This is a genomic window from Dactylosporangium sp. NPDC051485 (genome assembly GCF_040682015.1).
In the GTDB taxonomy this organism is placed as follows: Bacteria; Actinomycetota; Actinomycetes; order Mycobacteriales; family Micromonosporaceae; genus Dactylosporangium.
In genome coordinates this window covers 79,243-95,138 of sequence record NZ_JBFAZW010000028.1, presented here as the reverse complement: position 1 = coordinate 95,138, position 15,896 = coordinate 79,243, and the positions used below count along the sequence as shown (strand labels likewise).

Sequence of the window (15,896 nt, the reverse complement as noted above, 5' to 3'; positions counted from 1 at the left end):
GCCCGCGCGACGGCCGCCGCGACGGACCGGCGCAGCGCCTCCTCGCGCCGCTTGCGCTCCTCCTCGCGGCGGCGCCGCTCCCGCTCCCGCCGCTCCTGCTCGGCCCGCTGCCGGCGCAGCTCGCCGCCGCGGATTTCGTGGTACTTCGGCGATCCGCTCAAGATCCAGCCTCCCTTGCGTTGAGTCCCAGGTGCTCCTCGAGGCGCGGGCGCAGGCCGGCCACCGGTGGGACGCCGAGCCAGCGCACCGTGGCGTCGGCGGCCACCTCGAACTGCAGCCCGGCGCTCTCGTCCGGCTCGGCGGCGAGCCCCGCGTGCCGGTCGGTGAGCAGGTGGATGCGCTGGTTGGCCGAGCCGCGCCAGCGCACGGCGGCCTGCCGGCCGACCAGGTAGGGCCCGTCGACGAGCACGTCCAGCGCGGCCAGCAGGCGGCGCTGGGCCGCACTGCCGTGCTGGCGCAGGTGCTCGATCGTGTAGCCGGTGTAGGCGAGCACCGACAGGTCGCGGCGGGCGCGCACCCGAGCGACGAGCTCGGCCAGGGCGCCGGCCTGGGCGAAGGGCTCGCCGCCGGAGATGGTGAGCCCATCCGCGGCCTCTCGCGCGACGCGCTCGGCCAGCTCGGCCACCGGCACGTCGCGGCCACCCTCGAACGGGATCCACTGTGGACTGACGCACTCCCGGCAGCCGATGCCGCAGCCCTGGACCCACACGACGAAGCGGCTTCCGGGCCCCAGCACGTGGCAGGCGGGGTGGGTCTCGGCGACCCGCAGCAGCGCGCTCATGCCCGCCTCCGCGCGGCCACAGCGCCGCCCGCCGCCGGGCAGCGGTGGGTTCCGGTGACCCGCGGCAGCGCGCTCATGCCCGCCTCCGCGCGGCCGGGCGCGAGCGCCGGGCCAAGGCGGCCGCCACCGGCGCGGCCACGGCGCCGCCCGCCGCCGGGTAGTGGTCGCCCAGGCCGTGGCGGCGGCGGTGGCACCAGACGCAGGCGGACAGGCCCTGGCGGTGGAAGTGGGCGGCGTCGTAGCGGCAGCCGATGAGCCCGCGCAGCGCCTCCCCCAGCGCCGCGTCCCACTCCGCCGTGCCCGGGCGCGCGGCCGGGTCCCCGCCGAATGCCCGCCGGGCCAGCGCGACGACCGGCTCCGGCAGCAGCTCGACGGTGAGCCGGCCGGGGACGGGCACGAACCGGTGCGGCTCCAGCAGCGGGCTGGCGCCGGCGCCGATGTTGCCCTCGATGCCGCGGTCGGCGCCCTCGCGCGGGATGCCCTCGAACGGGTGGTCGCCCTCCATGAGCAGCTGGCAGATCAGCACGGCCAGGCCGAACAGGTCGTGGCTCACGTCGCCGTGCGCGAGGGCCTGCCCCGGCGCGTACTCCGGGGTGACGTGCTCGGCCGGGAACGCCCGCCCGGTCGCCGGGTCGGTGAACTGGACGCTGTCGCAGTCGATGAGCACGACCCGGCCGCCCGGCTCGACCAGCACGTTGCCCGGGCTCACGTCGCCGACCACCACGCCGGCGCGGTGCAGCCGGCCGAACAGCCGGGCCAGGTTGCGCGCGACCTGCAGCAGCGTCGCCCAGTTCGGCCGCTGCAGCGCGGCCCCGCGCTGCAGCGGGTCGAACAGCGCGTGCAGCGAGGCGCCCTCGACCCGGCGCAGCGCGACCGCGCGCACGTGGCCGGTGTCGTCGGTCAGCGGGTGCAGCGGCCAGGCGGCGTGGTGCTCCGGGGTGCCCGGCCACGCGGCCGGGGGCAGGCGCAGCAGCGCGGCCGTGCGCTCGTCCCTGGTCTCGGAGACGGTGCGGTACACCTTGAAGCAGAACCGCGGGTTGCCGGCATCGACCACGACCAGGCCCTGGGCGCCGCTGCCGATGGGCTGCGGGTCCGTGAGCACGACCGGGCGGCTCGGCTCGAAGTACAGCCTCATGTGCGGACCGCGAGGACCATCGTCTTGTCGTCGGCCGACGCCGCGGCGAACTCGGGCGAGTGCATCCGGTCGGTCAGCAGCGCCGGGGAGTGCTCGGGGCCGGCGAAGGCGCTGAAGTACCGCTCGAAGTCCTGCGGCGCCCGCAGCACCCGTCCGCCGCCCGGCCCGCGCCCCGCGGCCAGGGCCGGCTCGACGAGCCCGTCGGTGCACAGCGCGAGCCCGGTCACCGCCGGGTCGAACAGCAGCTCCGCGCGCAGCGAGGCGGCCCGCCCGGGCGAGGTGAGGAAGACCGCGGCGCCGTCGTCGGGCCCGGCGTCGGGCGGCAGCAGCAGGTGCGTCCCGCCACCGGCGTGCTCGACCACCGCGAAGCAGTCCCCGACCGCCACGAACAGGAAGGCCGGCGGGTGCGCGACGACGGCCAGCACCGTGGTGGCGAGGTCGGCGGGCGGGCGGCCCAGCCCGGCGGCCCAGGCGTCGAAGGTGTGCAGGAACCGGGAGACGTACCGCCGGCGCAGATCCCACCACCCGGAGCGCTCCCGCGGCGGCGCGCCGGCCAGGTCCTCGGCGACCCGGCAGGCCGCGGCCACGGCCGTGCGCGCGCCGCACGCCGACCACGCGGCCGAGCCGGCCCCGTCGGCCACCGCCAGCACGAAGCCGTCCCCGAGCCGCCGGTAGGCGTGGGCGTCCTGGTTCTCCCCGCCGCCGGCCAGGTGCAGCGGCCCGGCGGCCTCCGCGGTCACGACCCGCCACCCGGGCGGGAACTTCGCCGCCGCCGCCATCAGAGCCCGGTCTGGCGGATGAACCAGTCCTGCAGCTCGCGCAGCTCCCCGACGGTGTCCTTCACCCCGGCCTGCACCACCTCGGCCGGCGCGTTGCGCCCGCTGCTCATGACCCGGTCGATGCTCTGGCGCACCGCCTGCAGCACGAGGCTGAAGTTGTTGCGCTCCATGAGGTAGTTCGCCTCCGGCGCCAGCCCCTCCAGCACCTGCCGGTCGGCCCCGCGCACCCCGAAGGCGAAGAACAGCAGCCGCTGCTCCGCCTCCTGCCGGCGCAGCTCCTGGGCCAGGTCCCGCCACCGGTCGCTGGGCCGCCCGTCCTCGTCGCTCGGCGCCCCGTCGGTCAGCAGGTACACCAGCGGCCGGTACGCCATGGCGATCCCCTGCTCGGCGAGCTCCTCGCGGCGCCGGTCCACCAGCGCGAGGGCCCGCTGGATCGCCGGCACCATCGGCGAGTACCCCGACGCCACCAGCGTCGGCGGCGCGAACTCCCCGACCGGCACGAACGGCGAGGGCAGCGGGTCGCGCCCGCGCCCCGACGGGTCGACGACGGTCGCCCCGCCCTCGCCGCCGGCCCCGAACGAGACCAGCGCGATCTCCCCGATCCGGCACAGGTTGGCATCGGCCTGGATCTCGCCCCGCCACGCGGCGAGCGCCGAGTTGAGCTCCCCGATCGCGTCCTGCTCGCGCATCGAGGACGAGTTGTCGACGACGAGGGCGATGAGCAGGCGGCTCTTCGCCCCCTGCACGTCGGGGAACGGGCCGGTCACGCCGCCTCCCTCTCGACGCCCAGGGCGTCCGCTCCGACCGACGCGACGACGCACGCGGTGCCGGGCGTGTACACCTCGTGCCGCCCCGGCGGCGCGGTGGCCCAGCACAGGAGGGGGCCGTGGGCGACGTACCCGCCGGCGGCCGTGAAGTGGGTGCGCACCTCGACCCGGTCCCCGGCCGCGGGCTCCCCGGGCGGCGGCGCGAGCTCGACGGGCGCTTCGGCCGGCACTGTCGTCCTGTTGAGCAGGACGGTGAGTGCGCCGACGGAGACGACGCCTACGGTGACGGCGGCGGCGAGGTTGAACCCGCCCTCGCCGTCGGCGATACGCCCCGCGGCCATGGCCAGCGCGGCGGGAGTGCTCAGGCCGAGGGCTCGCACGAGCGGCGGCTGCTTCACGCCGTACCCTGACGGACAGCCCGGCGTGTAGTCCCTCGGCTACGCTGCGATACGCTAGTGAGTCTTATTTGTGTAAATATGTTAGGGTGTCATAAGGCGGAGCGACACCTAACCCGAGTCATGCGGTCGGGGTCGGCAGCACTCCCGATGCAGCCCTGGCGGCGGCGTCGGCCAGGGCCGGAATCGCGGCAAGGTCGAGCGCGGAGACGGTGATGCGCACCGCGGGCGGGGTCGCGATGCGGAACAGCGCCCCGGGGGCCACCGCGTAACCGGCCTCCCGCAGCCGGGCCACGGCGGCGGTCTCGTCCGGCACCGACAGCCAGACGTTGAGCCCGGTGCGACCGGTGACCGTCAGCCCGCGCTCCCGCAGCGCATCGACCAGTGCGACACGGCGCCCCTCGTACTCGCCCTGCGCCCTCGCCACCGTCGCGGCCGTGGCCGGATCGCCCCACAGGTCGGCCACCAGGCGCTGCAGGACCAGCGAGACCCAGCCGGTGCCCAGCCGCTGCCGCCCCGTGAGCCGGGCGATGGTCGCGGCGTCCCCGGCCACCACGGCCAGGCGCAGGTCGGGGCCGAACGGCTTGCTCACCGACCGCACGAACCCCCACGCCCCGGTGGCCCCGGCCAGCGGGTACAGCGGCTCGACCGAGAGCTCGGCGGCGTGGTCGTCCTCGATCACCAGCGCGCCCGGGTGCGCCGCCAGCACCGCGCGCAGGTCGGCGGCCCGGGGCGCGGTGACGCTGGCGCCGGTCGGGTTGTGGGCACGGCTGGTCACGACCACGGCCCGGGCGCCGGAGCGCAGGGCGTCGGCCAGGCCCTGCGGATCGGGGCCGGCCTCGTCGACCCGGACCGGGACCGGGCGCAACCCGAGCGCCGCCACCAGGTCGAGCAGGTTGGCCCAGCCGGGGTCCTCGACCGCGACCCGATCGCCGGGCAGCAGGTGGGCGCCGAGCAGTCGCTCGACGCCGTCGAGGGCCCCGCCGACCACGGCGAGCTCGGCCGCGTCGACCCCGTCGCGGCCGAGGGCCTCGCGGGCCGCGGCGCGCAGCGGGGCGTAGCCGGCGCCGCTGGCGTACCCGGTCGGGGGCGGGGCGGCGGCCAGCCGGGCGAGGGCCGGGCCGAGGTCGGGCAGCAGGCGTGGGTCGGGGCCGCCGGAGGCCAGGTCGAGGGCGCCCTCGGGGACCTCGAGGCGGAACTGGCCGCGGGCGGAGGCCAGGGCCGGGCGGGGGCGGACCCTCGTACCCTGGCGGCCGGCCGACTCGGCGATGCCGCGCTGGCGGAGGGCCTGGTAGGCGGCGGCCACCGTGGCCGGGCTCACCCCCAGCTGAGTGGCGGCCGCCCGGATGGGGGGAAGCGCGGCGCCGGCGGGCAGGGCGCCGGAGCGCACGCCGGCCTCCACGGCGGCCGAGATCTCGCTCGCCGTGCGGCCGGCCAGAGCGAAGCCTGCAGTCACCCTCCGACACTACGACAATCCCCCCAACCCGCGGCGCAGCGAAGCAGCCGCCCCGCGGCGCAGCGAGATCCGCAGCCCGGCCCCACCAGGACCACAACCAGCTCCGCAGCTCCGCAGCCCCGCGAAGACCGCGACCGGCCGCGCGAGGAAAAGGTTGGCAACGGCATTGGCAACGGGTTGACAGCGACGCAACACAGTGGCAACGATCGATGAGAGAGCGCTCTCTTGAACACCCCGCCAAGTGAATCGAAAGCGCTGAAGGTGAGGCATCGTGTCCACCGCAAGAGTCATGTCCGCACTCGCCCTGGTCGCCGGGGGCCTCGTCGGGCTCGCGACCGCCGCCACGGTCGCGCCCGGGGCCGCGCAGGCCGAGACCGTGCCACCGGCCCCCGCCGGCTGGACGACCGTGTTCGGCGACGACTTCGCCGGAGCCGCCGGGGCGCCGCCCTCGTCGGCGAACTGGTTCTACGACATCGGGACCGGGTTCGGCACCGGCGAGAAGGAGCACACCACCAACTCGACGCAGAACGTGTACCTCGACGGCTCCGGCCACCTGGTCCTCAAGGCCATCAACAACGGGGGGACCTGGACCTCGGGGCGCATCGAGAGCACCCGCTCCGACTTCCAGGCGCCGCCCGGCGGCAAGCTGCAGATGACGGCGTCGATCCGCCAGCCGAACCCGTCCGGCGGGCTCGGGTACTGGCCCGCGTTCTGGGCGCTGGGGGCGCCGATGCGCACCGGCGGCGGATGGCCGCAGTCGGGCGAGATCGACATGATGGAGAACGTCAACGCGCTCGACCAGGCGTCCCAGACCCTGCACCACGCGGCCGGGAGTCAGGGGCACGGGCTGATTGCGTGCCCGGCGGCCGGGTCGTCGTGCCAGACCGGGTACCACACCTACTCCGTCATCGTCGACCGCACGAACACCGCCGCGGAGTCGCTGCAGTTCCTCATGGACGGCGTGGTGGAGAGCACGATCACCCAGGCGCAGGTCGGCACCTCGGCCTGGCAGCAGGCGATCGACCACGGCTTCTTCATCATCTTCGACCTGGCCATCGGCGGGAACTACCCCGACGGGATCGCCGGGTTCACCACCCCGACGGCGGCCACGACGTCCGGCGGCGCGATGAGCGTCGCCTACGTGGCCGTCTACGAGCAGGGCGGCAACTCGACGCCCACGGCCACCCCGACCGCGACCGGGCAGGTCAAGGGCATCAACGGGCTGTGCCTGACCAACCAGGGCTCGCTGAACGTGGCCGGTAACCCGATGGGCGTGTCGGCCTGCAACGGTACGGCGGGCCAGCAGTGGACCACCTACTCCGACAGCACGGTCCGGGTCCAGGGCGGCTGTCTCGACGTCGTGTCGGCCGGCAAGACCAGCGGCACCAACGTCGACTGGTACCCCTGCAACCAGTCCAACGCGCAGGTCTGGACCCCCCAGGCCAACGGCTCCCTGGTCAACCCGAACTCCGGGTTGTGCCTGTCCGACCCGGGCGGCAACACCACTGCGCGGCTGGTGATCGAGACCTGCAACGGCTCGGCCCAGCAGACGTGGACGACGCCGAGCGGCACCACGCCGGGCAACACGGTCACCGTCACCAACCCGGGCAACCAGACCCACGCCGTCGGCAACGCGGTGCGGCTGCCGATCACCGCGACCGACTCCGCGTCCGGGCAGACGCTGACCTACGCCGCCACCGGGCTGCCGCCGGGGCTGCGCATCGACCCGGCGACCGGGATCATCTCGGGCGGGCCGAGCGCGGCGGGCACATACCCGGTGACGGTCACCGCGACCGACACCACGGGGGCGGCGGGCAGCACGACGTTCACCTGGACGGTGACGCCGGGCCAGGGTCCCACGTGCGGCACGACGAACATCGCGCGCAACGGGCACGCCACGTCGTCGGGCAACGAGGGCGCGGGGCTGCCGCCGGACAACGCGATCGACGGCAACCCGAACACCCGCTGGTCGAGCGCGTTCAGCGACCCGCAGTGGATCACCATCGACCTGGGCGCCACGTATTCGATCTGCAAGGTGGTGCTCAACTGGGAGGCCGCCTACGGCAAGGCGTTCCAGGTCCAGACGTCCACCGACGGCGCAAGCTGGACGACGATCTACAACACCACCACCGGCACGGGCGGCGTGCAGACGCTCGACGTGAGCGGGTCCGGGAGATACATCCGGATGTACGGCACCCAGCGGGCCACCCAGTACGGCTACTCGCTGTGGGAGTTCCAGGTGTACTCGAAGTTCCTGGCGTAAGCGGTACGCGACGGCAAGCCCTGGCGGCCCGGCCGGCACCGGGCCGTCAGGAGCCGCCGGGGCGGACCAGGCCGGTCTCGTAGGCCAGGACGACCGCCTGCGCGCGGTCGCGCAGCTGCAGCTTGGTGAAGATCCGCGCCACGTGGGTCTTCACCGTGGCCTCGCTCAGGGTCAGCTCCCGGGCCAGCTCGGCGTTGGACAGCCCATGCCCGAGCAGCGTCAGCACCTCCAGCTCGCGCGGGGTCAGCGGGCCGAGGTCGCGATGCAGCGGCGCCGGGCCGTCCTGCGCGGCGAAGCGCTCCACCAGCCGGCGGGTGATCGACGGGGCGAGCAGGGCGTCGCCGGTGCCGACCAGCCGTACCGCATTCGCCAGATGCTCCGGGGTGACGTCCTTGAGCAGGAAGCCGCTCGCCCCGGCGGCCAGCGCCGCGTAGACGTAGCGGTCGAGGTCGAACGTGGTGAGCATGATGATCCGGCACCCGGGCAGGCGGGCGACGATCTGCCGGGTGGCGGCGAGCCCGTCGAGGTTGGGCATGCGGATGTCCATGAGGATCACGTCGGGGCGCAGCCGCTCGGCCGCGGAGACCGCCTCCACGCCGTCGGCGGCCTCGCCGACGACCTCCAGGCCGCGGGCGTTGAGGATCATCCGGAACCCGGTGCGCACGAGCGCCTGGTCGTCGGCGATCAGCACCTTCGGCTCGCCGGTCACGCCGGGTCCAGCGGGATCCGGGCGCGGACGCGGAAGCCGCCGCCGAGGCGGCTGCGGGCGTCGAGGTCGCCGCCGTACACCGCGACCCGCTCGCCCAGGCCGACGAGCCCCCGCCCGGTGCCCCGGGGCGGCCGGGCGACCGGATCGCCGCCGGACAGCACGCTCGGGCCGGTGTTGAGGACCTCGATGCGCAGGTGGCGCTCGGCGTAGCGGACCTCGACCTCGGCCCGGTCGGCCCGGCCGTGCTTGAGGGCGTTGGTCAGGGCCTCCTGGATGATGCGGTACGCCGTGACGTCGATCCCCGCCGGCAGCGGCCTCGGCTCGCCGACGATGCGCACGTCGACCGGCAGGCCGGCGAAGGCGATGCGGTCCACCAGGCGGGAGAGCCCCGACAGGCCCGGCTGGGGCGCGATGTCCTCGGCGGGCTCGGCATCCGGGGAACCGTCGGGCGCGGGGGCGAGCAGCCCGAGCAGGTGGCGCAGTTCCTTGAGCGCGTCGCGGCCGGCCCCCTCGACGGCGGCGAGGGCGCCGGCGACGTCGGGCGGCACGGCGTGCCCGGCCGCGGCCAGCACCTCCCGCGCCGCGCCGGCCTGCACGACCATGACGCTCACGTTGTGGCTGACGATGTCGTGCAGCTCCCGGGCGATGCGGGCCCGCTCGGCCCCCACCGCCGTGGCCGCGGCCGCCTGCCGCTCCCGCTCGAGCAGCCAGCCCCGCTCCTCCAGCGCGCGGCGGTGCCGGCGCCGGGCCCGGGCCGCGGCCACGCCGAGCGCGACGGCGGCGGCTGCGGCCAGCGCGCACGCCGCCGCCAGGCCGGCAACGAGGACGGTCACCCGGCCCACGATGCCAGACGGCCGGGCGGCGCGGCATCGGTCCCGGGGTCCACCGCCGTACATCTGTGGGATGACGACGGCCGGGGACCTGCATCCGCTGGTGGAAGCACCCGCCGTACCGAAGCAAATAGTTTGTGGGTCATGACAACGGTGGTGCGCCTGGACGACGTGCGCAAGGAATACGCCGGCACGACCGCCCTCGACGGGGTGACCCTGCGGATCGGGGCGGGCGAGGCGGTCGCGGTCATGGGACCGTCCGGCTGCGGGAAGTCGACGCTGCTCAACCTCATCGCCGGGCTGGACCGGCCGACGGCGGGGCGGGTCGAGGTGCACGACGAGGATCTCGGCGCGCTGAGCGAGACCGGCCTGGCCCTGTTCCGCCGGCGCCGGATCGGCATGATCTTCCAGTTCTTCAACCTGCTCGACGACCTGCCGGCGCTGGACAACGTGGCCCTGGCCGCCCAGCTCATGGGCGTGCGGGCCCGGCCGGCCCGGCGGCGGGCGCTGGAGCTGCTCGACGAGCTGGGCATCGCCGAGCGGCGCAACGCCTACCCGGCCACGCTCAGCGGCGGGGAGCGGCAGCGGGTCGCGGTCGCCCGGGCGCTGATGAACCGCCCGGCGCTGCTGCTGGCCGACGAGCCGACCGGCGCGCTGGACAGCCGCGCCGGCGAGCAGGTGATGGACCTGCTGCTCGACCTCAACCAGATCGGGCAGACGCTGCTGCTGGTCACCCACGACAAGGCGATGGCCGAGCGCTGCGCCACCCGGGTCGTCGACCTGGCCGACGGCCGCGTCGCGGGCGAGCGGGCCCTGGAGCGGGCGGCATGAGCGGGCCTCGGCGTTGCGGTCCCGGCGGCCGCGGAGGGGCCGCGAGCAACGCGAACCATCGGCGCGGCCTTGGTTCGTGCCGCATTGATGCGGAGGTGGCGGCATGACCGCGGTGTGGAGGGCGGCCCGCGCGGCCGTGCGGCGGCGGAAGCTGCAGACGTTCGTCATCGCCGTGGTGGCGCTGTTCTCAACGGCGACCGTGGTGGTCGCGCTGGGGCTGCTCGACGCGTCCAGCGCCCCGTTCGACCGGGCCTTCGCGCAGCAGCGCGGGCCGCACGTCGTCGCGACGTACGCGACGGCCGACCCGCCCGTCGCGAGCGGCGCGGAGGCGGTCGCCGGCCCCTTCGAGCAGCTGGTCCTCGACGTGCCGGCCGACGGCGGGCCGGTGTGGGCGACCGGGCCGCGGACCGTGGTCGGGCGGGCCGACCCCGGCGGGCCGGTGGACCAGGTCCGGATGTGGGCGGGCCGCTGGGCGACGGGCCCGGACGAGGTGGTGCTGGCCAACGAGCCGCCCCCGCGCGGCCAGGAGCACTTCTTCGCCGACGAGATCCTCGGCAAGACGGTGGCCGTGCCCGGGAAGCCGCCGCTGACGATCGTGGGGCTGGCGTACAGCCTCGGCCACACCGCCGACCTCTGGGCCTCCCCCGCCACCGTCAAGGCGCTCGGCCCGACCGGCGCGCAGGTGCTCTACCGCTTCCGCGCGGCCGGCACGCAGGCCGAGGTGGACGCGGCCGTCGCCGGGCTCCCGCACGACGGGCTCGTCGCCACGCGGTCGTACCTCACGCTCAAGGCCGCCGTCGCCGCCGGCCCGGGCACGATCCTGCCGTTCCTCGTCGTCTTCGGGGTGCTGGGCCTCGTCGTGGCCACGCTCATCGTGGCCAACGTGGTCAGCGGCGCGGTCATCTCGGGCTTCCGGCACATCGGCGTGCTCAAGGCGCTGGGGTTCACGCCGCGTCAGGTGGTGTGGGTGTACCTCACGATGGTGACCCTGCCCGCAACGGTGGGCGCCGTGCTCGGTACGGCGCTGGGCACCGTCGCCGCGCAACCGCTGCTGCGCAACGCGTTCCTGGGCCTGGGCTTCGGCGGCGAGGTGAGCACCGGCGCCTGGGTGCCGCTCACCGGCGTCCTCGGCGTGCCGGCGCTGGTCGTGCTGACCGCCCTGGTGCCGGCGCTGCGGGCGCACCGGCTCTCCGCCGCCGAGGCGATCAGCGCCGGCTCCGCCCCGAAGCCGGGCCGCGGCCTGCGGGTGCAGCGGGCACTGGCCGGCAGCCGGCTGCCCCGCCCCGTCAGCCTCGGCCTGGGCCTGCCCTTCGCCCGCCCGGGCCGCACCGGCCTGACCATGGCCGCCCTGCTGCTCGGCGTGGTCACGGTGACCTTCGCCAGCGGCCTGACCACGTCGGCGATCCGCTACGGCAAGGCCACCAACCGCGCCGACGCGGTGCAGGCGCAGGTCCGGCCGAACAACCCGTCGCTGGGCGACCGGGCGTCGCAGCGCACCGATGCGCAGGTGGAGTCGCTGCTGCGCGGCCTGCCGGACACCGTCTACGTCACCGCCGACCTCTCCCTGCAACTCGCCGCCGCCGGCCACCCCGACCCGCTCCAGGTCGACTTCCTGCGCGGCGACGCGACCACCATCGGCTACCGGGAGCTGCTCACCGAGGGCCGCTGGATGACGGGCCCGGGCGAGGTGGTCGCCTCCTCCGCCGCCCTGCACGACCTGGGCGCGCGGGTCGGCGACCGGCTGGAGCTGACGTACGACGGCCGCCGCGCGCCGGTGACGATCGTGGGCAAGGTGATGGAGGCCGGGATCGGCCACGGCGACCTGTTCGCCGACTGGTCCGCGTTCACCGCCCTGGCCCCGGACTACCGCCTGGTGAACCACGAGGTGATGTACTTCGTCCGGATCGCGCCGGGCACGTCGGTCGACGCCTACCTGGCCGAGGTGCGCGCGGCCGACCCGGGCCTGCACGCCTGGCCCGCCGTGCAGGGCCTGGGCGACTCCTTCACCGTCTCGGTGGTCACCATCTCGGTGGCGTTCTCGGTGATGATCGGCGTCGTGGCCGCCCTGAGCGTCTTCAACACGGCCCTGCTCAACGTCCGCGAGCGCCGCCGCGACCTGGGCATGCTGAAGTCGATCGGGATGACCCCGCGCCAGGTCGTCGGCATGACGCTGACTTCGATGGCCGCCCTGGGCGCGCTCGGCGGCCTGGTCGGCATCCCGATCGGCATCGCCGCCCACCGCCTGATCCTGCCGATGGCCGGCCGCGCCGCGAAGATCGACCTGCCCATCTCCCTGTTCCACGTGTGGCACCCGTCGACCCTGCTGGCGACCGCCCTGTCCGGCGTGGCCATCGCCGTGCTGGGCGCCCTGCTCCCGTCCCGGGCCGCCGCCCGCCTGCCGATCGCCGAGGTCCTCCACAACGAGTGAATGGCCCTATGGGTGAGTGGCTGCTACTGTACGGACGTCGGAGGCGGAGCAGCCACTCTGCCAAAACTGAACGAAGCGCCCGACCGGAGGTGAACCAGCCGATGAGCATGGCGATCGAACCCGCGGGGCCTTGGAACAACCACCCGGGCCCGTGGACGGAAGAGGAGTACCTCGCTCTCGGCGAGACCCCCGGACGGGTCGAACTGATCGACGGGAGCCTCCTGGTGAGCCCAGCACTGGCCAAGCCGCACCGAGTCCTGTCCCGCCGGATCGCCAACGCGCTCGACGCCGCGGCGACGCCCCTCGGCCTGCTGACGTATCACGACATCAATGTGCGGCTCGGCCCCGGCCGGCTCGTGATCCCCGATCTTGTGGTCGCCGACACCGACCCGCTCGGTGACACGACAGACGCGCGTGAGGTGATCCTGGTCGGCGAGGTGGTCTCCCCGAGCAACCAGGCCACCGACCGCGTGCTGAAGATGCATCTCTACGCCGTCGCGGGCATCGAGTGGTACCTGCTGGTGGAGCCCGACCTCACGGCGTACCGATCGCTCCTGCTGCGCCTGTTCCGGCTCGACGGCGAGCACTACGTGGAGGACAGCCGCGCCACGGACGGCGAGACCCTCGCGTTCGAGAAGCCCTTCCCGGCCCGCATCCCGGTCTCGAGGCCTGCGCAACTGGTAAAGCCGCCCGCCGTGGTGACCGCCCCGAACCGGGTGGGGCGGTTAGCGTCGAGGGATGTCTGTACTCGTCGCGTTCAGCGTCACGCCGCTCGGCACCGGGGAGGACGTCGGGGCCCTCGTGGCCGAGGCGGTGCGGGTGGTTCGGGCGTCCGGGCTGACCAACCGGACCGATGCCATGTTCACCTCCGTCGAAGGGGAGACCTGGGAGGAGGTCATGGCGGTGGTGCAGGCCGCGGTGGAGGCGGTGCAGGCCCGGGCGCCGCGGACCAGCACGGTGATCAAGGTCGACTGGCGGGACGGGCCCGTCGGGCGGCTCGACTCCAAGGTGAGCGTGGTGGAGCACCACCTGGCCGACTAACGGGAGTCAGGCGAGGCCGTCCAGGAAGCTCAACGCGGCGCCGGGCGGCCAGGGCCGGTCTCAGGCAAGGCCGTCCAGGAAGCTCAACGCGGCGCGGGCGTTCTCGTGGCGCCAGGCGGCCAGGATCGCGGTGAAGCCCGTCGCCTCCGCGCGGCGGCGGGCCAGGGCCGGCTCCAAGGGGGCGAGGACCTCGCGCTGGGCGGCGACCAGGGCGTCCAGCGCGCAGCCGCGCCGGGTCAGCAGGGCCAGCTTGACCAGGAACTCCGAGCGCAGGTCGCGCACGTGGCCGACCGGGCGGGCGAGCCAGTCGGCGACCGCCGCGGCGCCGGCCTCGGTGGTGGTCAGGATCGAGCGCTGGGGGCCGCGGTGGCCGGCCGTGGTCTCGGTGACGACGAGCAGGCCGGCGGCGGTGAGGCGGTCGGCCGCGCGGTACACGATCGGCCGCGGCACGTGCCAGGCCCGGCCCACGTCGCCGTCCTCGGCGGTGAGCGCGGCGATCGCGAAGCCGTGCGCGGGGCCCTCGTCGACGAGGGTCAGCACGATCCACTCGGCGAGCGACAGCGACGGCACCGGCACGAGCGGCAGCCTATGCCGGGGCCTTCCGGGGACGACCCGCGGTAGGTAGTCTCACTGTGACTACCTACGGAGGGGGTACCGGTGACGCAGGCGGTGGGGCTGCTGCCGGACGGCACGCCGCACTACGCCCCCGTCGGGGTGCTGCTCGCCGAGGGTGACCGGGTTTGCTGCCACCTGTGCGGGCGGTGGTTCCTGTCGGTGGCGAGCCATCTGCGGTACCACGGCTGGGCCAAGGCCGCCTACATCGAAGCCTTCGGCCTCGAGCTGAGCAACCCGCTCAGCGGGGCCGCGACCAGCCGGCGCCGGGCCGAGGCGCTGGGCGCGCGGCGGGCCGAGCCGGCCATCCGGCGGGCCCGGCTGGCGGGCCGGGAGCGCACGGCCCGCGGGGCACTGGCCGAGGCCGCGGCCCGCGCCGCCCGCGGACGGCCGCACCCGCTCGAGCGGCGGGCCAAGACGCTCGCCGCGCTGGCCGTCGTCGACCCCGCCGCGCGGGCCGAGGGCAACCGGCGGCGCGGGGAGCGGCACCGGGCCCGGGTCGGGGCGGAGGTCGCGGCCCGGTTCGGGTTCGCAACGCTCGACGAGTACCTCGACGCGCGCCTGCGGGCCGGCCTCAGCATGGCGGCGATCAGCCGGGAGGCCGGGCTGCACAAGGACTGGGTGCACCGCCACGCCCCCGTCGACCGGCGGCACCCGCCCGGCGAGGCGCGACTGCTGCGGGCCGCGCAGGCGCTCGGCTTCGGCGGCGCCGGGGAGTACCTGCGCGCCGCTCACGTGGAGCAGCACCGCAGCGTCGCCGCGATCGCGCTGGAGGCCGGGGTGTCGCGCTGGACGGTGGCGGCGGCGCTGCGGCACCGGGGCATCGAGCCGGTGCCGCACGCCGACAAGCGGCACCGGTCGGAGGATCGCGACCGCGCGGTCGCCCGGCGGCTGGGGTTCGCCTCGGTCGGCGACTACGTGCGCGCCGAGCGGGCGCAGGGCCGAACCTGGGGATCGCTCGCGGCCGAGTCCGGAATCGCCCAGACCAGCCTGCGCAGATACGCGCAACATGTTGTTAACATTGTCGCGCCTTGATGTTACTCGACTTCGGACAAGGCTTACTCAAGAGGGTTGACGTCAACCACACGGTCCCGCAAGATCGCAGACGATCACTTCCTCGTGTCGCTTCCCCGTATCGCTGAAGGGATGTCAGTATCGTGACCGAAACCCCCCTGTGGCTGCAGGGCCGTTCGGCCGTTGTGGATGCCGCTGACCCGCAGGACTGGCGCGACGGCACTCCCGATTACCACCTGTCCCACACCGTCATGCCCGCACAGCGCACGCACCAGTTCGCGCCGGACTCGCTCGAGGCCATCGTCGAGAGCATCGTGCAGGTCTTCGAGATGGAGGTCTCGCACAAGAAGGACCCCGCGACCTGGGTCTCCATGGTGACGGAGCACTTCCGCACCAACGTCAACGGCGGCCCGTGGGCCTCCGCCCAGGACATCGTCGACATCGGCAGCTACAACATCCTGATCGGCGAGAGCCCCTTCTACAAGTCCGGCCAGGAATCGTTCGAGTCGTCCCACCACATCTTCCACAAGGCCTTCCCCGACGGTTTCTACTGGGAGGTCCTGGAGGTGCTCAGCCCGCCCCCGGTCGTCACCTTCAAGTGGCGCCACTGGGGCGCTTTCACCGGCGAGTACCACGGTTTCCAGCCGAACGGCGAAACGGTGGAGATGTTCGGCATCAGCGTTGCCAAGGTGAGCGACGACCTGAAGCTGGTCGAGGTCGAGCACTACTACGACCCGAACGCTTTCCTGGGCAAGCTCACCGGCGGCTGCCCGGTCGCGCACTAACGCTTTTCCGCGACGAAACGGCGTCATTCCAGCTCGTGTCCGGCCGCGCGGTCGACGTGAGCGGGGATGG

General features: G+C 74.7%; 15 protein-coding genes and 1 pseudogene. 7 read left to right on the top strand and 9 right to left on the bottom strand.

Going from position 1 to position 15,896, the window contains the following annotated elements; all coding sequences use genetic code 11:
• Positions 1–157: 157 nt before the first annotated feature.
• The 6 genes from AB0M46_RS18545 to AB0M46_RS18520 all read right to left on the bottom strand — a co-directional run bounded on the left by AB0M46_RS18545 (position 158) and on the right by AB0M46_RS18520 (position 5,313).
• Positions 158–781 carry a 4Fe-4S single cluster domain-containing protein gene (locus AB0M46_RS18545; RefSeq protein ID WP_363337422.1) on the bottom strand — a complete coding sequence of 208 codons (624 nt, stop codon included), beginning with the start codon at positions 779–781 and terminating at the stop codon, positions 158–160.
• Positions 782–854: 73 nt separating this feature from the next.
• Positions 855–1,916, bottom strand: coding sequence for a hypothetical protein (locus AB0M46_RS18540; RefSeq protein ID WP_363337420.1), 1,062 nt, complete (start codon positions 1,914–1,916; stop codon positions 855–857).
• On the bottom strand, positions 1,913–2,695 hold the full coding sequence (locus AB0M46_RS18535) for a PP2C family serine/threonine-protein phosphatase (protein WP_363337418.1): 783 nt from the start codon (positions 2,693–2,695) through the stop codon (positions 1,913–1,915). Before AB0M46_RS18535 ends, AB0M46_RS18540 begins: the two co-directional genes overlap by 4 nt.
• Positions 2,695–3,462 carry a hypothetical protein gene (locus AB0M46_RS18530; RefSeq protein ID WP_363337416.1) on the bottom strand — a complete coding sequence of 256 codons (768 nt, stop codon included), beginning with the start codon at positions 3,460–3,462 and terminating at the stop codon, positions 2,695–2,697. Before AB0M46_RS18530 ends, AB0M46_RS18535 begins: the two co-directional genes overlap by 1 nt.
• Positions 3,459–3,860, bottom strand: coding sequence for a hypothetical protein (locus AB0M46_RS18525; RefSeq protein ID WP_363337414.1), 402 nt, complete (start codon positions 3,858–3,860; stop codon positions 3,459–3,461). The genes AB0M46_RS18530 and AB0M46_RS18525 overlap by 4 nt, the downstream gene beginning before the upstream one ends.
• A 118-nt stretch (positions 3,861–3,978) precedes the next feature.
• Positions 3,979–5,313 (bottom strand): aminotransferase class I/II-fold pyridoxal phosphate-dependent enzyme, encoded by a 1,335-nt coding sequence (locus tag AB0M46_RS18520; RefSeq protein ID WP_363337412.1) that lies wholly within the window; start codon positions 5,311–5,313, stop codon positions 3,979–3,981.
• 271 nt (positions 5,314–5,584) lie between these two features.
• On the opposite strand from AB0M46_RS18520, the gene AB0M46_RS18515 reads away from it, so the two are divergent.
• A complete protein-coding gene (locus tag AB0M46_RS18515) occupies positions 5,585–7,576 on the top strand; it encodes a discoidin domain-containing protein (protein WP_363337410.1) in 1,992 nt (663 codons plus the stop codon).
• A 46-nt stretch (positions 7,577–7,622) separates the two neighbouring features.
• Here AB0M46_RS18515 and AB0M46_RS18510 read toward each other — a convergent pair whose 3' ends face one another.
• On the bottom strand, positions 7,623–8,285 hold the full coding sequence (locus tag AB0M46_RS18510; protein WP_363337408.1) for a response regulator transcription factor: 663 nt from the start codon (positions 8,283–8,285) through the stop codon (positions 7,623–7,625).
• On the bottom strand, positions 8,282–9,118 hold the full coding sequence (locus AB0M46_RS18505; RefSeq protein ID WP_363337406.1) for a histidine kinase: 837 nt from the start codon (positions 9,116–9,118) through the stop codon (positions 8,282–8,284). Before AB0M46_RS18505 ends, AB0M46_RS18510 begins: the two co-directional genes overlap by 4 nt.
• 141 nt (positions 9,119–9,259) lie before the next feature.
• Between AB0M46_RS18505 and AB0M46_RS18500 the strand changes: the two genes are divergently transcribed.
• From AB0M46_RS18500 to AB0M46_RS18485, 4 genes and pseudogenes are all read left to right on the top strand, one after another.
• Positions 9,260–9,946, top strand: a complete 687-nt coding sequence (locus AB0M46_RS18500; RefSeq protein WP_363337404.1) for an ABC transporter ATP-binding protein — start codon at positions 9,260–9,262, stop codon at positions 9,944–9,946.
• Positions 9,947–10,049: 103 nt separating this feature from the next.
• Positions 10,050–12,374 (top strand): ABC transporter permease, encoded by a 2,325-nt coding sequence (locus tag AB0M46_RS18495; protein ID WP_363337402.1) that lies wholly within the window; start codon positions 10,050–10,052, stop codon positions 12,372–12,374.
• Between the two features lie 8 nt (positions 12,375–12,382).
• A pseudogene (locus AB0M46_RS18490) lies at positions 12,383–12,961 on the top strand (Uma2 family endonuclease); the annotation flags it as partial.
• Between the two features lie 151 nt (positions 12,962–13,112).
• On the top strand, positions 13,113–13,415 hold the full coding sequence (locus AB0M46_RS18485; protein WP_363337400.1) for an MTH1187 family thiamine-binding protein: 303 nt from the start codon (positions 13,113–13,115) through the stop codon (positions 13,413–13,415).
• 60 nt (positions 13,416–13,475) lie between these two features.
• Here AB0M46_RS18485 and AB0M46_RS18480 read toward each other — a convergent pair whose 3' ends face one another.
• Positions 13,476–13,991 carry a PadR family transcriptional regulator gene (locus AB0M46_RS18480; protein WP_363337399.1) on the bottom strand — a complete coding sequence of 172 codons (516 nt, stop codon included), beginning with the start codon at positions 13,989–13,991 and terminating at the stop codon, positions 13,476–13,478.
• A gap of 81 nt (positions 13,992–14,072) precedes the next feature.
• Between AB0M46_RS18480 and AB0M46_RS18475 the strand changes: the two genes are divergently transcribed.
• A complete protein-coding gene (locus tag AB0M46_RS18475) occupies positions 14,073–15,062 on the top strand; it encodes a hypothetical protein (RefSeq protein WP_363337397.1) in 990 nt (329 codons plus the stop codon).
• A 122-nt stretch (positions 15,063–15,184) separates the two neighbouring features.
• Positions 15,185–15,826, top strand: a complete 642-nt coding sequence (locus AB0M46_RS18470; RefSeq protein WP_363337395.1) for an ester cyclase — start codon at positions 15,185–15,187, stop codon at positions 15,824–15,826.
• The last annotated feature ends 70 nt before the right edge of the window (positions 15,827–15,896 follow it).